At 72.7% G+C, this 18,634-nt stretch carries 17 protein-coding genes; 2 read left to right on the top strand and 15 right to left on the bottom strand.

Going from position 1 to position 18,634, the window contains the following annotated elements:
• Position 1 precedes the first annotated feature (1 nt).
• From ACIBAF_RS07080 to ACIBAF_RS07050, 7 genes are read right to left on the bottom strand one after another with little or no spacing between them, the layout of a single operon-like run.
• Positions 2-352, bottom strand: coding sequence for a hypothetical protein (locus ACIBAF_RS07080; RefSeq protein WP_399462102.1), 351 nt, complete (start codon positions 350-352; stop codon positions 2-4).
• Positions 353-359: 7 nt separating this feature from the next.
• Positions 360-914 (bottom strand): phage baseplate assembly protein V, encoded by a 555-nt coding sequence (locus ACIBAF_RS07075; RefSeq protein ID WP_399462101.1) that lies wholly within the window; start codon positions 912-914, stop codon positions 360-362.
• The gene (locus ACIBAF_RS07070; protein WP_399462100.1) at positions 911-2,032 is read right to left on the bottom strand and encodes a hypothetical protein; all 1,122 of its coding nucleotides are present in this window, start codon (positions 2,030-2,032) and stop codon (positions 911-913) included. The genes ACIBAF_RS07075 and ACIBAF_RS07070 overlap by 4 nt, the downstream gene beginning before the upstream one ends.
• Positions 2,026-2,352, bottom strand: coding sequence for a LysM peptidoglycan-binding domain-containing protein (locus tag ACIBAF_RS07065; protein ID WP_399462099.1), 327 nt, complete (start codon positions 2,350-2,352; stop codon positions 2,026-2,028). The genes ACIBAF_RS07070 and ACIBAF_RS07065 overlap by 7 nt, the downstream gene beginning before the upstream one ends.
• A gap of 13 nt (positions 2,353-2,365) precedes the next feature.
• A complete protein-coding gene (locus ACIBAF_RS07060; protein WP_399462098.1) occupies positions 2,366-3,007 on the bottom strand; it encodes a hypothetical protein in 642 nt (213 codons plus the stop codon).
• Entirely contained in the window at positions 3,004-3,282 is a 279-nt protein-coding gene (locus ACIBAF_RS07055; protein ID WP_399462097.1) for a hypothetical protein, read from the bottom strand. The genes ACIBAF_RS07060 and ACIBAF_RS07055 overlap by 4 nt, the downstream gene beginning before the upstream one ends.
• A complete protein-coding gene (locus tag ACIBAF_RS07050) occupies positions 3,279-4,535 on the bottom strand; it encodes a DUF4255 domain-containing protein (protein ID WP_399462096.1) in 1,257 nt (418 codons plus the stop codon). Before ACIBAF_RS07050 ends, ACIBAF_RS07055 begins: the two co-directional genes overlap by 4 nt.
• Before the next feature lie 1,944 nt (positions 4,536-6,479).
• On the opposite strand from ACIBAF_RS07050, the gene ACIBAF_RS07045 reads away from it, so the two are divergent.
• The gene (locus ACIBAF_RS07045; protein ID WP_399462095.1) at positions 6,480-7,088 is read left to right on the top strand and encodes a hypothetical protein; all 609 of its coding nucleotides are present in this window, start codon (positions 6,480-6,482) and stop codon (positions 7,086-7,088) included.
• Positions 7,089-7,185: 97 nt separating this feature from the next.
• Here ACIBAF_RS07045 and ACIBAF_RS07040 read toward each other — a convergent pair whose 3' ends face one another.
• The 5 genes from ACIBAF_RS07040 to ACIBAF_RS07020 form a co-directional block, all read right to left on the bottom strand.
• Positions 7,186-7,917, bottom strand: coding sequence for a hypothetical protein (locus tag ACIBAF_RS07040; protein WP_399462094.1), 732 nt, complete (start codon positions 7,915-7,917; stop codon positions 7,186-7,188).
• Positions 7,918-7,921: 4 nt separating this feature from the next.
• A complete protein-coding gene (locus tag ACIBAF_RS07035; protein WP_399462093.1) occupies positions 7,922-8,443 on the bottom strand; it encodes a phage tail protein in 522 nt (173 codons plus the stop codon).
• Positions 8,444-8,454: 11 nt separating this feature from the next.
• On the bottom strand, positions 8,455-10,308 hold the full coding sequence (locus tag ACIBAF_RS07030; protein WP_399462092.1) for a phage tail sheath C-terminal domain-containing protein: 1,854 nt from the start codon (positions 10,306-10,308) through the stop codon (positions 8,455-8,457).
• A gap of 140 nt (positions 10,309-10,448) precedes the next feature.
• Positions 10,449-11,642, bottom strand: a complete 1,194-nt coding sequence (locus ACIBAF_RS07025; protein WP_399462091.1) for a hypothetical protein — start codon at positions 11,640-11,642, stop codon at positions 10,449-10,451.
• Positions 11,643-11,758: 116 nt separating this feature from the next.
• A complete protein-coding gene (locus ACIBAF_RS07020; RefSeq protein ID WP_399462090.1) occupies positions 11,759-13,822 on the bottom strand; it encodes a SpoIIE family protein phosphatase in 2,064 nt (687 codons plus the stop codon).
• Positions 13,823-13,935: 113 nt separating this feature from the next.
• Between ACIBAF_RS07020 and ACIBAF_RS07015 the strand changes: the two genes are divergently transcribed.
• Positions 13,936-16,425: a SpoIIE family protein phosphatase gene (locus ACIBAF_RS07015; RefSeq protein WP_399462089.1), complete on the top strand. Its 2,490-nt coding sequence runs from the start codon at positions 13,936-13,938 to the stop codon at positions 16,423-16,425.
• A gap of 12 nt (positions 16,426-16,437) precedes the next feature.
• Here the strand turns inward: ACIBAF_RS07015 and ACIBAF_RS07010 are convergent, their stop codons facing one another.
• From ACIBAF_RS07010 to ACIBAF_RS07000, 3 genes are read right to left on the bottom strand one after another with little or no spacing between them, the layout of a single operon-like run.
• A complete protein-coding gene (locus ACIBAF_RS07010) occupies positions 16,438-17,160 on the bottom strand; it encodes a hypothetical protein (RefSeq protein WP_399462088.1) in 723 nt (240 codons plus the stop codon).
• A 31-nt stretch (positions 17,161-17,191) separates the two neighbouring features.
• Positions 17,192-17,881: a peptidoglycan DD-metalloendopeptidase family protein gene (locus tag ACIBAF_RS07005; RefSeq protein ID WP_399462087.1), complete on the bottom strand. Its 690-nt coding sequence runs from the start codon at positions 17,879-17,881 to the stop codon at positions 17,192-17,194.
• A gap of 9 nt (positions 17,882-17,890) precedes the next feature.
• Positions 17,891-18,625: a peptidoglycan-binding protein gene (locus ACIBAF_RS07000; protein WP_399462086.1), complete on the bottom strand. Its 735-nt coding sequence runs from the start codon at positions 18,623-18,625 to the stop codon at positions 17,891-17,893.
• Positions 18,626-18,634: the final 9 nt, after the last annotated feature.

The raw sequence follows: 18,634 nt of genomic DNA, 5'->3' as shown, positions 1-18,634 counted from the left end.
CTCACATCCCCTGCACCCGGAACTGCATGGCCAGGACCATCGGAGGGTTGGGCGGCGGCGTGCCCACGCCGATCGCCGGGGCCACCCCGACCGGCGTCGGCTGCAGCAGGACGGGCAGCCCGTTCACGAACACCCGGGTGGAGGGCTGCAGCCAGGTGACGCTCACGCACGGCGGCGCCCCCAGGGTGGCGGCGGGGAAGCTGCAGCCGGCCACCAGGAACTGGTCGGCGCTGGTCAGCACGGGCTGCGGCCCGACCAGGACACGCTGCTGGACCGGCGCGGGGACGGTCACGAGGCCGGGCGGGTGGGCGCACATCATCAGCGCGCCGTAGTGGAGCAGCAGTCCGGGCATGGTCTCCTCACAACACCGTCAACGCGCCGTTGTTGACGATGACCTGGGGTCCGACGAGTCGGACGGTGGCGAGTCCGGGACCGCAGGAGATCTCGATCCCCGTCTCGTTGATCTTGATGAACGGCCCGTTCTCGCCGTGCAGTTGCAGCTTGATCCCGCCGGTGGGCCCCGGCAGGTCGCTGAGCACGAGGGCGTTCCCGGTGGGCGTGGCCAGCACGATCTGCGGCACGCCCGGCGGGGTGGACTTGGCGGCCGACGGCACGTCCCCCGAGCCGCCGCGCCGGAACCCGGTCCACACGGCCCGCTCGGGGTCCCCGTCCAGGAACTGCACCCACACCCCGGACTCCGGCAGCGGCACCACGTACATCCCGCAGTCCGAACCGGCCAGCGGGGTGACCGGCGCGGCCCACACCGGGGCCTCGTCGCCCAGCACCTCGGGCACCCGGACGAGGAGCCGGCCGACGCCGGTCGGATCGACGGCGGAGACGACGACCCCCTCGTACATCCCGTGCCACTGGTTCACCTGCGCTGCCGTCTGCGTCGTCGTCTGTGCTGTCGTCATGCGGTCACCGCCTGGGTGTCGGCGCCGAGCCCGTCGCGGACCAGCGTGAAGTGCTGCCTGTACGTGTCGCGGGTGAGGTCGTGGGTCACAGCGGCCACGAAGTACCGCCCGTCGTACGCCCGTCCCGCCCCGCGCACCCCCACCAGAGCGTGGGCGCCGAGGACATGGCCGTAGCGCAGCACGTCGACTGTGCCGCGGCCGGTGACGGCGTCGACGGCGACCTCGCGGCCGAGCCCCGCCAGCAGGGTCCGGGTCAGGGAGCGGCCGGTCTGCCCGGTGAGCGCCCCCGTGCGCAGCGCCTCGGCCGGGCTCGCCGACAGGCTCTTGCGCAGGATGCCCGGATCGGGCGCGGCGGCCTCGGAGGCGGACGTCGACGGCGGCTCCAGCCGGTCGGTGGCGTAGCCGGACGCGGCCAGTCCGTCGAAGGAGAAGGTGAGTTCCTCCACGTTGTCGGCCGGGCCGCAGCCCGTGGTGAGGGCCGGCTGAAGGGCTCCGTCGCGGTTCTGCGGCCCCCAGTAGGCGGTGCTGATGCCCGGCGCGGGCCCGGGTTCGAGATGGAAGACGTGTCCGACGTCCGCGGCCATCGCCCGCAGATACGCCAGATCGGTCGCCGACTGCACCGGAATGTCGATCACCGGGTTCGGCTGGTCGGTGAGGACCGGGGCCACGGCCCGCGGCACGACGCCGTACTGCGCGTACCCCGCACAGACGGCCATGGCCCGCAGGTGCGGCGGCAGCCCCGGGTAGGCGCGCCGGACATGCGTCAGGTCCATCAGGACCGTCAGATCCTCCCCGGTGACGACGAGGAACGACGCCCCCGGAGCCCGGCCCGCGTGCAGTTCCTGATGGGTCACCACCCCGTCCATCAGCACATGACACCGGCCCGCGAGGACCACGGCGACCACGACCCGCTTCTTCGCGTACAGCGGCCCGCCCGGCAGCACCGCCCCGGCCAGCGGGGAGCGGGCACTGACGGCGAACGTCAGCTGGAAGCCGTTGGTCCTGCCGCTGGCCGAGGTGATCCGCACGCCGAGCAGGGCGTCGATCATCGCCGCCGGGGCCGGAGCGGGCACGGCGTCCCCGACGAGCAGCATCAGGTGCAGGTGGTGCGTCAGCACGCGGCCGGCCCGCCGCCGGGCGCCGCCGACGCCTCGGCGGGCAGGGTGATCCGCAGCCGCCGGCCGGGCCTGGCCGTCAACTCGTCCGGACACATGGCCCGGTTGGCGTCGGCGATCCGCCACGACTGCTCGGGATCGCCGTACCGCCGCGCCGCGATCCGGTCGAGCCGCTCGCCGGCCGCGACCACATGCTCGCCGACGGCCATCAGCTCCTCGGGCTGCGGCAGGAAACGCCGGCGCAGGTGAGTCACGGTCCTGCCGTCCGCGAGGGTGCGCGTCGTCGTGGGGACCGCGTGGTACCTGCTGCTGGGCTCGAACATGGCTCATCTCCTGTCATCCGCTCGCATAGCCGACCGCTCCCGGGCCGTATCCGACGAGCGCTGCGAAACGCTCCCTGCCCTGCTGGTACTGCAGGTACAGCCCGCCGGCCTTGTGGCCGAAGCCCACGTCGTCGACGGTCAGGACGCGCACTGTCAGCGTCACCCGCGCCCGGATCGGACTCAGCTCCCCGTCGTAGGCCTCCTCCGACACGTCGAGGTCCAGCATCCGCACGGGCAGGACCCGGTGCGCGCCGAGCACCAGCACGGTCAGCGGGGCCTGGACCGCGGCGATCTCCAGGATCCCCTGGGCGGCCAGGTCGTTCTGCTGCGTCAACTGCGCGGCCGTGGGAGCGACCGCCGTCTCCAGCGCGGACAGCATCCCGAACAGACCGGAACCGGCGGGCGGCGCCGGCGCGCCCGCCGCGGCCACCTGGTCCGTGGCGTCGAACTCCGCGTCGATCCGGAACGTCTCCCGGGGCGGCCCCTGCAACCGCAGCGCCTCCAGCCGGTCACCGGCGTCGGCCCCGATGCCCCGCGGCTGGAGCGTACGGGTGATGCTGTCGGGGTTGTACTGGAACGGCACGACCCGCAGCACCCGCCCGTGCTCGGGATCGAGGAAGACGAAACCACCGCGCCGCGGCATGACTTGGCTCATGACACGCCCTCGCCTTCCGCCTCGCCCATCGCCCGGTGGACGGCCCGGGCGATGTGCCGACCCAGCGCGGATACGTGTGCGGACGCGTGTGCGGACGCGTGTGAGGGCGCCGCGCCGGTCGGGCCGTGCTCGACACGATCGCCGCCCGCGGGGGAGAGGCCGAGCAGCACGGCGAGCTCCGCCTCCACCGACGCACAGAGCGCCGCCCGCGACACCCCGTCGGCCGAGTCCAACACCAGTCGGCGGATGCGCAGTTCGACCCGGGTCGTCGTCATGTGATCACCACCGCCGTGTCGGCGTCGAACCGCTCCGCGCCCGGATCGGCCAGCGGACTGTCCACGCCGTCGACGCGCAGCCGCAGCGGATACCGCCCCGGCGCCCCCGCGACCAGCCGGAACCGCAGCTTGCGCGTGGCCCGCGCGAACGGCTCGGCGGGCACGGGCAGATCCCCCACCAGCAACTCGGCCCGCTGCCCGGGCTGAACGGCGGGTTCGCAGTCGAGGGAGAGCACCACGACGCCCTTCGCCTCCTTCGCCCCTTTCCCCGTCCGCGCGACGGTCACCGGCAGGGCGCTGGTGATGCGGGGTGCGACCTGGAAGGGGCGGGGCGCGGTGGTCCGCTCGCTGCCGTCGGGAGCGGTGAGGACGACGACCACGGACCACTGCCCCGCGCCGAGCTCCCCGTCCAGGGTGACCCGCACGGCGGCGGCCCCGTCGGAACGGGCCGGCAGCACGACAGGACCTCCGAGCAACGGATGCGTCAGGCGGACGCTCGCCGCTCCCGCCCCGGCCCCGCTGAACCCGCTGCCGCTGAGCACGACGTCGGCGCCCGGCGCCGCGACCGGGGGCAGCACGTCCCGCAGGACCGGCCACGGCTCCGCCGCCGTCGGCGCGGCCGCCGGCCCGGACCCGGCGGCGCCGCGCCGCAGCACCGGCAGGGGCGTCCGGCCCGGCACGGAACTGTCGATGAGCACCACCCGGGCCTCGTACGGCACGGAGAGCCGGTAGCCATGCCCGAGTGCCGTCCACAGCCGCCACATCTCGTCCGGCGGCATCACCGCCGGGGTGACCTTCACCGGCTCGGGCTGCAGATGCAGATCGCTGAAGTCCGCGGCGGCCTTGAGCGCTTCCGCGGGCAGCACGGGCCGGTCGTGCAAGGCCGCCATCGCCGCGCCGAGCAGCCGCTCGGGGAGGGTGGAGTCCTGGTCCGGGGGTGCGTACCCGGTGAACAGGTAGTGCAGGACGAGGGGCAGCGCCGGGTGCCGGGTCTCACCGGGATGCGTCCCCAGGGGATCGGTGTTGCGCCAGGCGGCGTCGACGGCGGTGCGGTACAGGAACAGGTTGAGGGTCGGCGTCCGCGTCCCCGTCCCCGTCCGCGTCCCCGTCCGCTGGTCGTCCTCGTCGACGACGTCCATGCCGCCGGGATGACGCACCGTCACCACCGCATCGGGCACCGTGCGCAGGACGGCCTCCTGCACTGCGGCCCGCAAGGTCTCCGTCACCGCGGCAACGGCCAACGCGTCACTCACGACCGCCTCCCGAGGTACTCCTCGAGCGACATCCGCGACCGCCGCGGCGGAGCCGGGTCGTCGACGACCGGCTGAGAACGCGCGGTGTGGACGACGAGCCGGTCGATGGTGACGTGCAGGACGGTCTCTTTGCGTGGTGTTGTGGGGTGGTGTGGTGGGGGTGCGGCCTCGGAGACGGGCGGTGAGGGGAGCGAGGCAGGTGCGAGGGGTGCGGGACGACGGGTGGGGTGCGCGGGGCGCGCGGGGTGTGCCTGGCGGGCGGGTGATGTCGGGGGGTCGGGGGGCGTGGAGGCGGTGGAGGCAGCGGGGCGTGCGAGTGGCGTGAGGGGAGTGGCGGGAGGCCTCTCGGGGGTGGGGGAGGCGGACCCTGTGGTGCGGACGCCGAGGTGAGGGGGCGGGGTGAGTGACGAAGGGGGTGGTTCGGAGGGGGGCACGGGTGAAGCGGCCTTTGGGCGGGGTGGTTGTGAGACGGGCTGCGGCGAGGTGTTCGGGGACGTGGGCGGTGTGGAGGGCTGCACACGTGAAGCGGCACGGGAAGGAGATGGTCGAGACACGGGCGGCGGCGAGACGGTCCGGGACGGGCGTTGTTCCAGGGGTGCCGTAGGCGACGCGGTGTGGGACAGCGGTGGTGCGGAGACGGGCGGTGGCGAGGGGGTCCGGGAGGCGCGTTGTTCGTGGGGCGTCGCAGGCGACGATGCGCGGGAGGGGGGTGGTGTGGGGACGGGCGGTGGCGAGGGGGCCCGTGAGGGGGGTGGTGTGGGGACGGGCGGCGGAGAGGCGGTCCGGGACACGGGTGGTTCGAAGGAGACCGCAGGCGAAGCGGCCTGGGACCGGGACGGTCCGGAGAACGAGGGGGGTGGGCTGGGTCTGGACGCGGACGGTTCGGAGGCAGGCGGAGGTGGTGAGGCGGCCTCGGACGCGGACGGTTCGGAGGTGACCTGCGGCGAGGCGGCCCCGGGCCGGGACCGCCCGGAGGGGGCCCGGGACGTGGTGGCCTTCGACGCCAAAGGGTCGGGGGCGACGGTCATCGCCTCGGGCGCCGTCGGCCTCGCCTCGGCCCCGGACTCGGCCGAGGGCACCGTGTTGGGCGCGTGCTCGACACTCGGCACAGGGCTGGGCCGGTCGGCGTGCACCGCGGATCCTCGGACGTGCTCGGCACCGGTCGTCGGGCTGTGCGGCGCAGGTCTGCCGGGGGGCTCGGGCGGGTTCAGGCGGTGTGGTGGCAAGACGGTGTCGTGCGGTGGGACGACAGTGTCGTGTGGTGGGACGGCGGTGCCGTGTGGTGGGACGGCGGTGCCGTGGTGTGTGGCGGCGATGCCGTGGTGTGTGGCGGCCGGACTGTGCGGCGGCGCGCCTTCGGGGTGCGGCTTCGCGTTCCGACCCTTGCGGGTCGCGTCCTGGACCTCTGGTGGCGCGGTCGGGGGCCCGGCGAGCGGGGCGGGGCCGCGCGGCGAGCTTCCCCTGGGCGGAGAGGACGGGCCCGGGTTGCGGCGCGAGACGGTTTCCGTTTCGCGAGGTGCAGCCGGGGTGTGGGGTGAGGTGTTCCCGGCCTGGGGAGCAGCGGGCGGGTCGTGCGGCGAGGTGTCCTCAGCCCGGTGAGTCGTAGCTGGGGTGGGCTGCGAGGTGTTTTCAGCGCGGTGGGTTGTGGCTGGGGTGGGTGGTGAGGTGTTTTCAGCGCGGTGGGTTGTGGCTGGGGTGGGTGGTGAGGTGTTTTCAGCGCGGTGAGTCGTAGTCGGGGTGGGTGGCGAGGTGTCCTCAGGCCGGTGAGTCGTAGTCGGGGCGGGCGGGTGCGTGTCGTCGGACGGGGGAGGCGTCGTCGGGGTGAGGGGGGACGTTTGCTGGAGTGTGGGTGGCGTGGCCGGGTCCCAGGGCGCCGCACTGTGAGCCTCGGGTGGGACGCGGGAAGCTCTCCAGGACGTGTCCTGGGCCCTCGGTGGAGCGGACGTGCCGCGCGTCGGCGCGTCGGCGTACTCGGACTCGGACGGCGTTGTCGGGGCGTACGGCGAGGTGCGTTCGGTCACCGCCCCCGTCCTGGTGTCCTCTGTCCTGGCCGGGGTCCTCGGGCCGTGGCGCGTCTGGGACTCGGGGCGTGCGCTCCGGGGTTTCGGGTGCTCGCCGGGTGCCGGTGCCTGTGGTGATGCCGCGGAGTCCGTGTGGGGCGCCTCGGCGCGCCGGTCCGGCGAGGACACGCTCGGCATGTCGTTCGGCGTCGCCGCCGTGGCGCGAGGCGGGCGCTTCGGACGAGGCGCGGGGTTCTGGCCAGGCGTGGCAGCGCGTCCCGCCACGTCCGTCGGCCGGTCCGTGTCGACCGGAGCGGGACGGTCACCGGCCGGAGGACCGTCCGCACCTGACCGCGCCCGAGAAGGAAGTGGCGAGGACGACGAGTGCGCGGGATACGACCCGCCGGCCCACGTCCGGTGCTCGACCTCTTGCACCGCCCCCGCAGCCGTGTGCGTCCCGCTCGGGGCCGGCTCGCCCGTCGGCGCGGGGGACGAGGTCTCCGACGCGTCCGGGACGGTCGCCGCGTCCGGCTCGTGGGCCGGACCACCGTGACCGCTCGGCAGCCGCGGCGCACCCGGGTCGAACACGTTCGGCGTCAGCGGCCTGAGCCGCGGCCCCGGCGCCCCCAGCACCCGGTCCACGAAGTCGTTCATCCGGCGCTCGCCTCCAGATAGAACTGCCGCCGCGCCGGACTGACCGACAGCACGTCGGCCTCCGACCAGCCGTAGGCCCGCGCCAGGGAGTGCACCTCGTGCAGCAACTTGCGTGCGTAGCCGGAGACTTCCACCCAGAGGTGGTCGCCGATGTCGAGGGCCGCCTCCCAACGGTGCTCGCACTGCGGGCAGTTCAGCACCAGGACGGTGTCGGCCCCCGGGTCGAGTTCCGGGAGCCGTCGGGCCACGTCCTCGAGGACCTCGTCGGGCAGCTCCTCGACGGGTGGACTGACGTGCACGACGCACCGGCGCAGCAGACTGCGACGAGCCCGGGGCGCCATGGGATCGACGGCCCGGACGTCGCGGCCGGTGAGGGCCCGGTACGTGACCGTCATGCCGTACGTCGTCAGCGTCGCCGTAGCGGGCACGTGGCCGCCCGGGTCGGCGATCGCGCCCGCTGTGAAGGGCCCCAACTCCGCGGCTGCCACGGTCACATCAAGGCTGTCACCGCACGCCGGGCAGTCCGCCGTGCAGGGCAGGGCGTCGCCGAAAGCGCCGCAACGCAGCTCCAGCAGAAGGGCGTTGACGGCGCTCAGGGGCAGGTCCGCGACATCCTGACCGGCCGGGGCCGCCACCGAGGCGAGCAGAAGGGAGCGGGCCGCCGGGGTGCCGCCGAGCCCGCCCTCCCACACCTCCAGGACGTTCGCCTCCGTCAGTCGATGCGGCATGAGGTCACCCGGCGGTGTCGCTGAACTGCGAATCCTGCGGCGGGTTGGTGTGCTCCCGCACCCAGCCGTGATGCTCCACCTTGATGTGCTCGAAGGCGACGGCGTTGGAGCCGGCGTCCAGTTCGGGAAGCCCCTGGTACTCGGAGACCCAGGCCTCGTGGACGGAGTAGGACAGCACCTGCTGGCCGCCCTCGTCGAAGACGTCGATGATGAGGTCCCGTCTGAAGTCCTTCAGGGACGTCTCCAGACCGCCCGCCGAGTTCTTCAGGCTCCAGACCCTGTTGGCCCACTCCTCGAACGCGGTGTCGATGGTGCAGCCGCGCTCCAGGGTGATGGCCTCGTACTCCGTGCGGCCGGGGAGCTTGCGGCTGGTGCCCGGGTCACCGCCGTCGCGGTGCCGGATGACCTCGGTGGTGCGTTTGAGTCCGCTGACCTTGCTGATTCCGGCGATATAGGCGGTCTCCCCGCTGAACTTCACCCGGAAGCGAAAGTTCTTGAAGGGGTCCCGGCGCGTGACTTCCGGCATCGGTCGTCCTCCTAGACCTGGATCTGTCCGGCGAGTTGCTGGATGTGAACGATCACGAACTCCGCGGGTTTGAGCGGGGCGAAGCCGACGTGGATGTTGACGATTCCGCGGTCGATGTCGTTCTGCGGGTTGGTGTCCTTGTCGCACTTGACCAGGTAGGCCTCCTGAGGAGTCCGGCCCTGGAACGCGCCCGCACGGAACAGCGAGTTCATGAAGGCGCCGACGTTCAGCCGGACCGACGCCCACAGGGGTTCGTCGTTCGGCTCGAACACCACCCACTGCGTGCCCCGGAACAGGCTCTCCTCGATGAAGAGGGCCAGCCGGCGCACCGGGAGGTACTTCCACTCGTCCGCGAGGCGGTCGGACCCGCGCAGGGTGCGTGCGCCCCAGGCGACCGGTCCGGCGGCCGGCAGCCGCCGCAGGCAGTTCACGCCGACGGGGTTCAGCCGCCCGATCTCCAGATCGGTCAGCGGCACCTCGAGATCACTGACCCCGCTCAACGAGGCATCGGTACCGGCCGGCGCCTTCCAGACCCCTCGCTGGACGTCGGTACGCGCCAGCACGCCGGCCATGACACCGCAGGGCGGAAAGGTCCGGACGGCGCCGCCGAGGAGGGGGTCTGGGGCGAGGATGCGGGGGTAGTAGAGCGCGGCGTTCTTGTCGGCTTCGTTGCCCTGTAGGTTGTTCAGCTCGCCGAGAACGGAGTCCAGGTCACCCGTCCAGCTCGCAGGCGGGTCGACGAGGAGGACGGCACGTCGGTCGAAACACAGTTTGAGCGCGGCATCCCGTAGGCTCTTCGCGGCGCCCGGGGCGTCGAACTGATCGGGCAGGCAGAGGATGTTGAAGATGTCCGTCTTCAAGAGCTGGTAGAGGCCCATCTTCTTCGCCATGAAACCGGCCTTCAGGCCGAGGTATGCCTCTACATCCTTTGGGCGTTCGTCCTCGTCGGCTCCGCCTTTTTCGGTCGCGGGGTAGTAGCACAGTGGGCCGTCCTTGCTCTTGGCCTTGAACGGATCGGTCTCCTTGCCGTCCGGGTCCGGAGCCGGGCTGGGGTCTGGCATGGCCGGAACGGGAGCGTTGGGGGCGACACGCACGAGCCGCGAGGATTCAAGAACGTGGTCAAGGCCGCGCGGGCTGCCCGGCTCGACGCTGACGTTGAGGTGGCGCTCCTCGGCCCCGGTCGCCATGTCGCGGACCGTCAGATTGAAGACCTTGCGCGGCTCGCCGGTCGGAACGGGCTGCGTGTCGTAGTCGACCCGCGCGCGGAGGTTCAGCCCCCAGCGTCCCGGGGAGGCAGCGACGAGGGTCGGAGGGCTGACGGAGCCCCCGCTCGAATCGCTGGAGGCCGAAGCCGAAGCCGAAGCCGAAGCCGAAGCCGAGGTCGAGGTCGAGGTCGAGGCCTTCGTGCTCCCGTCGCCGCCGCTCTTCTTCTTCTTGTCGTCGGTGGTGGCGGAGGCGTCCGCCGAGGCACCGGAGGCGGACTCACCTCCGGTGCTGTCCGCAGCCGGTGCGGGAGCGGAAGGGGCCGGGGACGACAGCTTGGCGGCTTCTTGGGGCGGTGTGCCGCTCCCGAGCGGCAGCTCGACGGTCGGCTCGCCGGCCTTCACCACCCTGACGATCTCCGCCTCGCTCCCCCCGTTCAAATAGAACTGGTACACCGCGTAGCTCATCGGGCAGTTGGCCTGTAGGCCGCCGAAGACGGCCTCGTAGTCGGCCCAGCCGGTGATGTGCACCGGCCGGTCGGCCGGGCCGCGCGGTGCGTAGCCGACGAACGCGGCGACCGAGGTCGGCACGCCCGTGATGGTCCTCACGGCACTCTTGACCTCGTCGATGTAGACGCCCGGGTAGGTGACGTTCACCGGCATGCCGGCCCCTTTCTCCTCCTGGACGCGCCGACTTGGAGGAACGCTGGTCGTGATCCGTGTTCACCGTATACACACGTCTCGTGACACTGCGCGATGAAAGGGCGCCGGCTGCGTCGATCAGGTGAGGAGCCGGCCTTGTGTCAGCAGAGGGGGACGCCCGGCAGTCGGTTGTCCGGTGACCGGACGTAGATGTTGGTGATGTAGCCGCCGTACAGCGGCAGGTAGGCCCACCAGTCGTTGACGTACGGCGGCACCTCGACCTGTTGGCCCTGTTTCTGGCAGCGGATCAGCACCTCCACCCCCGCCGGCAGCTTGGTGAGCGCGGTCGAGGAGGTGGTCGTACCGGCGCGGACGCGTACGTCCGTGCCCCAGGTGCCGAACCACGTGCCGGACGGGTGTACGCCCCCGGGTACGTTCAGGGAGCGGACCAGCCGGTTGAGGTTGGTGTAGGCGGCGCCGAACGTGGTGCTCGTCGGCTGGAGGGTGAACACGGCGACGATCGAGCGGTCGCCGGTCCCGACGGTTCCGGTGGTGTGCAGCGCCCGCTGCGTCAGATCCACGTCGTCCGCCCCCGCCGCTGCCCCGGCCTCCACCCCCGCCCCGGTCTTCGCCGCGGTCGCGCCCGTGACGGCGGTCGTGTCGGAGCAGCTGGCGGAGTCACCGAAGCCGGACCAGCCCTGCTTGACAGCCCACGGCTCTTCGAACGACGCCGGGATGCCGAAGCGTTGGTCGAATCCGTCGGCGCCGCATCGCGTGGACTGCCGCAGGTCGCCCATGACGAGGGTGCGGACCGGCTCGGGCGCGCTGTCCAGGAGGTAGCGGTAGATCCGTACGGTGTCGGCGGCGGACAGCGCCGTGTAGCCCCAGAAGCCCGGGTAGCCCGCCGGCGGCCCCGCGGTGTCGGCGAGGCCGAGGCGAGCGACCATCCGGCTGACGATCGCGCTGCCGCCGTTCTGCGCCCAGTAGTACGAGGCGCTCGCGTCGTCGCTGGAGCGCAGCATCGTGTCGAGCCGGGCACGGTCGTCCGCGGGCAGGCTGTAGTCGGGGCCCCGGTTCCACAGGTGGTCGAGTGCGATGAGCAGTTTGACGACCGACGCGGACCGGAACTGCATCCGCGGATTGAGCTGTTCGGTGAAGGTCGCGGTCTGCCGGTCGAAGACCGCTACCCCCGCGGTCACCCCGGGCGGCACCTCGACCGTCCGCACGGCGCGCGGCGTGTCCCGGGGCGCGGCCGGCGCCGGCCCGGACGCGCGTGCCGGGGCCGCTGCTGCGCCGATCAGGACCGCCGCCAGAAGACACCACCTCAGGAGTCTGCCTCGTACCGACGTGTGCATCAGGATCCCCCGATCCTCGTGTGCCCGTGGAGCTGTTCGCCTGGGAGCAGTGAAGGTCATCACCGCTGCGCGGTGAACCTCGGACATACGAGGGTCACGCTGTGCCGGGGCACGGCCTACAGGGTTCGGGCGATGAGGAGGGCGACGTCGTCGTGGTCGTCGGGGTGGCGCAGGCCGTACAGGAGGAGGTCGCAGATCTCCTCCAGGGGTCGTTCGGGTTCGTCGAGGAAGTTGAGGAGGACGTCGAGGCGGTCGTCGATGGAGTGGTGGCGGGTCTCGACGAGGCCGTCGGTGTAGAGGACCAGCAGATCGCGGGGGACGAGGTCGGTCGTGGTGGTCTCGAAGGGGACGCCGCCGACGCCGAGCGGGGCGCCCGAGGGCAGGTCGAGGAGCCTGGGCGCATGGCCGGGGCCGGCCAGCGCGGGCGGCATGTGGCCCGCGTTGGCCATGCGGCACTGCCTGGTACGGGGGTCGTACACGGCGTACAGGCAGGTGACGATGTAGTGCTCCAGATCGCAGGTGATCTTGTCCAGGTGCTGGAGCACGGCCCCGGGTTCGAGGTCCAGGTCCGCGTAGGCGCAGGTGGCGGTGCGCAGCCGGCCCATGGTGGCGGCGGCGTCGATGCCGTTGCCCATGACGTCTCCCACGACCAGCGCCGTCTTGTCGTCGGTCAGCGGGATCACGTCGTACCAGTCGCCGCCGACCTCGCTGGTGGCCTGCGCGGGCTGGTAGCGGGAGGCGAGGTCGAGGCCGGTGTGGTGGGGGGCGTGGTCGGGCAGCAGACTGCGCTGCAGGGTGAGGGCGGTGTTGCGCACGCTCTGGAACCAGCGGGCGTTGTCGATGGCCACGGCCGCCCGGCCGGCCAGCTCGGAGGCGAGGACGACGTCGTCCTCGTCGAACGGCAGCGGGTTGCTGGTGCGCTTGAGGTCGAGGGCGCCGAGCACCTCGCCGTGGGCGATCAGCGGCACCGCGAGATACGAGTGGACGCCGGCGCGGGCCAGCAGCGAGCCGGCCTCCGCGTCCCGGGCGATGCGGGGAAGGTCCTGGTCGCCGACGTGCCGCACCAGCACCGGCCGGCCGGTGTGCACGCACAGGGTGACCAGCCGGTCGCCGTCGTAGGCCGCGAGGTCGCCGGGCGGGTCGGCGGCACGCAGCGCCACGGTGGGACGGGCCGCCTTGAGCGCGAGGGCGCGGAACAACTCGGGCCCGTTGTCCGGCCGGCGTGCGCGGCGGCAGGCGAGGGCGGAGTCGAGGACGTCCACGGCGACCACGTCGGCGAGTTGGGGGACGGCGATCTCGGCCAGTTCCCGTGCGGTCTCCTCCACCTCCAGCGTGGTGCCGACGCGCACGGAGGCGGCGGCGATGAGGGCGAGACGGCGCCGGGCCCGGTCGGCCTCCGCGGCCGCACGGTGCCGTTCGGTGACGTCGACGACCGAGGCGGCCGCGCCCAGGACCCGGCCGCCGGGGTCCTCGAGCCGGTAGAAGGACAGCGACCAGGCGTGCTCGTGGTCGGGGTCGGTGGGCGGGCGGCCCACGTGGTACTGGTCGAGCAGCGGCGTGCCGGTGGTGAGCACCTGACGCAGCGCGGACTCGATGGTGTCGACGTCGGGCAGCGGCAGGGTCTCCCTGAGGCGACGGCCCACATGCTCGTCGGCGGGGACGCCGTCGATGCGTTCCAGCGCCGGGTTGACGAGGAGGTAGCGCAGGTCGGGGTCGAGGAGGGCCAGACCGATCGGGGACTGGTTGATCAGCCGCTCGCACAGGGCCAGGTCGGTCTCGACGCGCTGGAGCAGGGTGTGGTCGGCGGCGATGCCCAGGGCGTAGACGTCGCCGACGTCGTCCTGCAGCCGCATGTTGCGGAACTCCATCAGACGGCTGCTGCCGTCCTTGTGCCGGATGGGGAAGGTGCCCGCCCAGCTCCGGCCGGTCTCCAGGACCTCCGTGAACAGCCTCACCACGGCCTTGAGGTGTTCCGAGTGGATGAACAGCCGCGCCGCGTACTTGCCGAGGGCCTCGTCGGCGGCGTACCCGAAGAGCTCCTCCGCCTGCGGGGTCCAGAACACGATGCGTCCGTCGGCGTCGAGGACCATGGCGGACACGCTGAGCATGTCCAGCAGACCGGTGGGCGGGGGCGCGGAACGGTAGTCGCCGCCGTCGGACCGGGTGGGTTCGGCTGTCATCGCGGAACCTCCTCCAGCCCTTCCATGCTCCCTCCCGCCCGCCGTGTGCGGTAGCGGAGCGGGCTTCGGCGGACGCCGGAGGCGCCGTGCGGATCCGGCGGACAAGCAGGACCATGGGGGGTGTGGAGGACGGCGCACCCAGGGATTTCGCGCGAGAAGGTTCCGACGCCCCGATGCCCACCGGAGCGCGCGATCTCCTCGACGCGTCCACCGACGCGGCGGCGGTCGTGTCCGCGGACGGCGTCGTGGTCGGCTGGACGCGCGCCGCGGAAGCGCTGCTCGGCCACCCGGCCTCGGAGGTGAGGGGCCGCTCGGCCGCCGTCCTGGTGGCCATGGACCGGGATCCGGCGCGGGTGGCCGGCGTCGCCCAGCGCTGCCGGGAGGGCCTCGGGTGGAGCGGCCGTGTCGTGCTGCGGCACCGCGACGGCCACGCCGTCGACGTCGACCTGCGGGTCTCCGCGTCGTTCCGCGTCGGCGCGCAGGAGTGCTTTCTGCTCTCCGCACGCGGGCAGAGCCGGCAGTGGACGCTGGGCCAGTCCGTCCTCGACGGGTTCCTCACCCGCTCCCCGGTCGGCATGGCGGTGATGGATCTGCACCTGCGCTATGTGTGGCTCAACGACACGCTGGAACGATTCGGCGGTGTGCCCCGCGCCCAGCGGCTGGGGCGCCGGCTGAGCGAGCTGCTGCCCGGGCTGCAGGCGGAGGCCATCGAGGGGCTGATGCGCAAGGTCCTGGAGACCGGAGCCCCGGTCACCGACTACGAGTACCTCGGCTGGAGCTGGGCCGACCCGCACCGTCGGCGCGCCTACTCCACGTCCTTCTTCCCCCTGGTGAGCGCCGACGACTCGGTCTCCGGGGTCTGCTACATGGTCCAGGACGTCACCGAGCGATGGACCGCCCGCCAACTGCTGGCGCTGGTCAACGAGGCCGGTACGAAGGTCGGCACCACGCTGGACGTGATGCGTACGGCGCAGGAGCTCGCCGACTTCGCCGTCCCGCGCTTTGCGGACTTCGTCGTCGTCGACCTCCTGGAGCCGGTGCTCAGCACCGAAGGGCACGGCACGTGGCTGACGGACGCGGGACCCGCGCCCGCCAAGCCGGCGATGCGGCGCGCCGGGATGGCGTCGGTGCGGGAGGGCTGCCCGGAGGCCGTGGTCCGCATCGGCGACCGGGTGGACTTCGTCCCTCCCACGCACGACGCACAGCTGCTCATCGACGGCGAGCCGATCCTCATCCCGGTCCTCGACCCGTCCGACGACGTGTGGCGGTCCGAAGAGCCCGAACGGGCGGCGAACATCCGCCGGTTCGGACTGCACTCCCTCATCTCCGTGCCGATGCGGGCCCGCAACACCGCCCTGGGCCTCGCCACCTTCGTACGGTCGCTCAACCTCGTCTCGTTCCGGCCCGACGACGTCCTGCTGGCCCGGGAACTGGTGGCGCGGGCGGCGCTGTGCGTGGACAACGCCCGCCGGTACACCCGGGAGCACGCGGCGGCGGTCACCCTCCAGCGCAGTCTGCTGCCGCACGCCCTGGCGGGCGGCAGCGCGCTGGAGGTGGCCTCCAGCTACCTGCCGGCGGACCCCACGGACGGGGTGGGCGGCGACTGGTTCGACGTGATCCCGCTGTCCGGGGCCAGGGTGGGGCTCGTCGTCGGGGACGTGGTGGGGCACGGCATCGCCGCCGCGGCGACCATGGGCCGGCTGCGCACCGCGGTGCAGACCCTCGCCGACATGGAGATGCCCCCCGACGAACTGCTGGCCCACCTCGACGACCTGGTGCTCCGGCTGAGCGCCGAGCGGACCGACGGCACGGCGGCCCAGCAGAGCACGACCGCCTTCCTCGGCGCGACCTGCCTGTACGCCGTCTACGACCCGGTCAGCAGGCGGTGCACGATGGCCCGGGCCGGACATCCGCCGCCCGTCGTCGTCGGCTCCGACGGGCAGGTGTCCTTCCCCGAGCCCCCGGCCGGGCCGCCGTTGGGGCTCGGCGGGATGGCGTTCGAGTCCACGGAGATCGAGCTCGCCGAGAACAGCCTGATCGGCCTCTACACCGACGGCCTCATCGCGGGCGCCGACCGTGACATGGAACGGGGCATGACCCGGCTCGGCGAGGTGCTGGCCCGGTCCGGCGCCGATCTGGGGACGATGTGCGCCTCGGCGGTGCGGCAGCTCGTGCCCGTGCCCCAGCCCGACGACATCGCCCTGCTCCTGGCCCGCACGCATGCGCTGGGCGCCGACCATGTCGTCTCCTGGGACGTGCCCGTGGACCCGGCCGCCGTCGCCGAGGTCCGGGCCCGGGCGACGCGCCAGGTGGTGGCCTGGGGGCTGGCGGAGCTGGCCACGACGTCCGAGCTCATCGTGAGCGAGCTGGTCACCAACGCGGTCCGCTACGCCGCGCCTCCCATCCGGCTGCGGCTCCTGCTCGACTCGCGCCTGACCTGCGAGGTCTCCGACGCCAGCAGCACGGCCCCGCGACTGAGACACGCCCGGATCATGGACGAAGGGGGCCGCGGCCTCTTCCTGGTGGCCCAGCTCGCCCATCGGTGGGGAGCCCGGTACACGGCCGCCGGAAAGATCATCTGGGCCGAGCAGGAGATCCCGTGACGAGGCCTGCTGTCAGCCCGCGGGCCGGCTCGCGCGGTCCGGGGGCAGCAGTCCGCCCACCGGAAGGAGGTCGAAGAAGTGGTGTTCGGCGGCGGGCACGTACCGTACGACCGCCGCGAAGCGGGGCGCGCGTACGGTGACCTGCGCGATCGCCTCGGGAGCCGCCTCCTGCAGCGACTCGGACACCGTGCCGTGCCAGTATCCGAGGTCGCCCAGCGGGTCGCCCGTCCACTCCTGCGGCGGCCCGGACGAGGACAGGTTCACCGGCAGGTACAGCCGCGGCACACCCTTGTCCGCGCAGGCCCGCGCCAGCTGCCGGCCCGTGAGCCCGTCCCCGCCCCGCTCGCCCGGCGCGAAGCGCGTCAGCATCACCAGCAGCGGCTCCTCGCCCACGCACGGCCAGCTCTGTGCGAAGGAGAAGAGGCCCGCGTCCTGCGGACGGGACTCACCGCTGTCCCGCGGCCCGTAGGGGCTTTCCGCGGCGCCCTCGGGGGCGGGCCGCCGGGCGCGGGCGAAATAGGCCCAGCGCCAGCCCTCCGCCTGCCCGTCGGCGTTGCCCGCGGCGGCGCCCTGCGCCCATGGCTTCGGGTAGGCGGGGTCGAGGCGGTGGGGCGTCGGCGGCACGTCCGGGGGGGAGCTGATGCCGGCGTCGTAGCCGTCCTGCCAGGCGCCGACCTGGACCGGTATCAGGACGCCGGGCTCGTCCGCGACGGTGTGCGGGTTGTGCCGGGGCATGACATGTCTCCTCCCGTCTTCGCCCGCCGGCTCACCAGCTGGGCTTGGCGACGTTGCCGTAGGCCCAGTGGGAGCCCTTCGACATCTCGAAGTGCAGATGCGGTCCGGTGGAGTTGCCGGTCGTGCCCACCTTTCCGAGCTGCTGCCCGGCGGCGACCTTCTGACCGGCCTTCACCTGACGCTGCGAGAGATGGCAGTAGGTGTAGACGTGACCGTTGTCCGCCGCCAGCCCGATCCACTGGCCGTATGCGTCGCCGGCGCCGTTCGACCAGGCGACGGTGCCGCTGCGCACGGCGACCACGGGGACGCCGGGATTGGCGGCGTAGTCCTGCCCGGTGTGCCGGCCGACACCGTCGGGCCGCCAGTGGTAGGGGCCGCGCTCGTAGAAGGCGAAGGTGACCTTGTGCCCCGGCACGGGCGACGGCACATGTCCCTTGCCGGCCGGCGGTGCGCCGCCGCCGGACGGGGCGCCTTTGCAGTCGACCTTGAAGCCGGCGTGGTGGCCGAGGGCGGTGAGGGAGGTGCAGCCGGGTGCGCCGTCGGCGTCGGTTCCTTTGAAGCCCTGGGCGATCTGTTCGGCGCGGTAGGCGGCTTTGGTCTGTTCGCCGAAGAGGCCGGTGGCGCCGTCGGGGATCTTGCGTCCTCGGGCGATGAGGGCTTTCTGCACGGTGCGTACGTCCTCGTTCTTCATACCGAACCGGACGTTGGACAGGGCGACCATGAGGGGCTCCTAGTACCCGTGGGGAGCCCGGTGCGGATCCGCCTGTTGGACGAGAGCGGCGAAATTCGAGCCGGACCGGTTCACGTGATAGCGGGCGCGTACGTAGTTGATCGTCGCGGACATGCTCGCCACCACGTCGTAGGGCGTGGTGGCGGTGCCCGCCTGGTGGTACGCGGCGAAGGTGGTCGGAATGCACTGCGTGGCGCCGCGGGAGCAGTTCAGCGGGTGACCGTCGGCGGCCTTCTGCCCGTGCGCGTTGACGTCCGTCGTGTTCACCCGGTACTTCGGGCTGTTGTGGGCGGACTCGCGCTTGGTGATGGTCGTGAGCGCCGGAACCCCGAACTTCGGGTCCATGCCGGTCAGTTGACATGCCGTGCGGGCGTAGCGCTGCATGGCGGCCTCCCCGGAGTCGTCGCCGGGGTCGCGGTACGTGACCTGGGCGAGGCTGAGCCGTCCACCGCCGGCCGGCGGTGCGCCGCCGCCGGACGGGGCGCCCTTGCAGTCGACCTTGAAGCCGGCGTGGTGGCCGAGGGCGGTGAGGGAGGTGCAGCCGGGTGCGCCGTCGGCGTCGGTTCCTTTGAAGCCCTGGGCGATCTGTTCGGCGCGGTAGGCGGCTTTGGTCTGTTCGCCGAAGAGGCCGGTGGCGCCGTCGGGGATCTTGCGTCCTCGGGCGATGAGGGCTTTCTGCACGGTGCGTACGTCCTCGTTCTTCATCCCGAACCGGACGTTGGACAGGGCGACCATGAGGGCTGG

The sequence above is a fragment of the Streptomyces sp. NPDC051677 genome, from assembly GCF_044453465.1.
Classification (GTDB): Bacteria; Actinomycetota; Actinomycetes; order Streptomycetales; family Streptomycetaceae; genus Streptomyces.
Note: the sequence above shows the minus strand (reverse complement) of the source record. Positions and strands in the feature narration are given on the sequence as shown.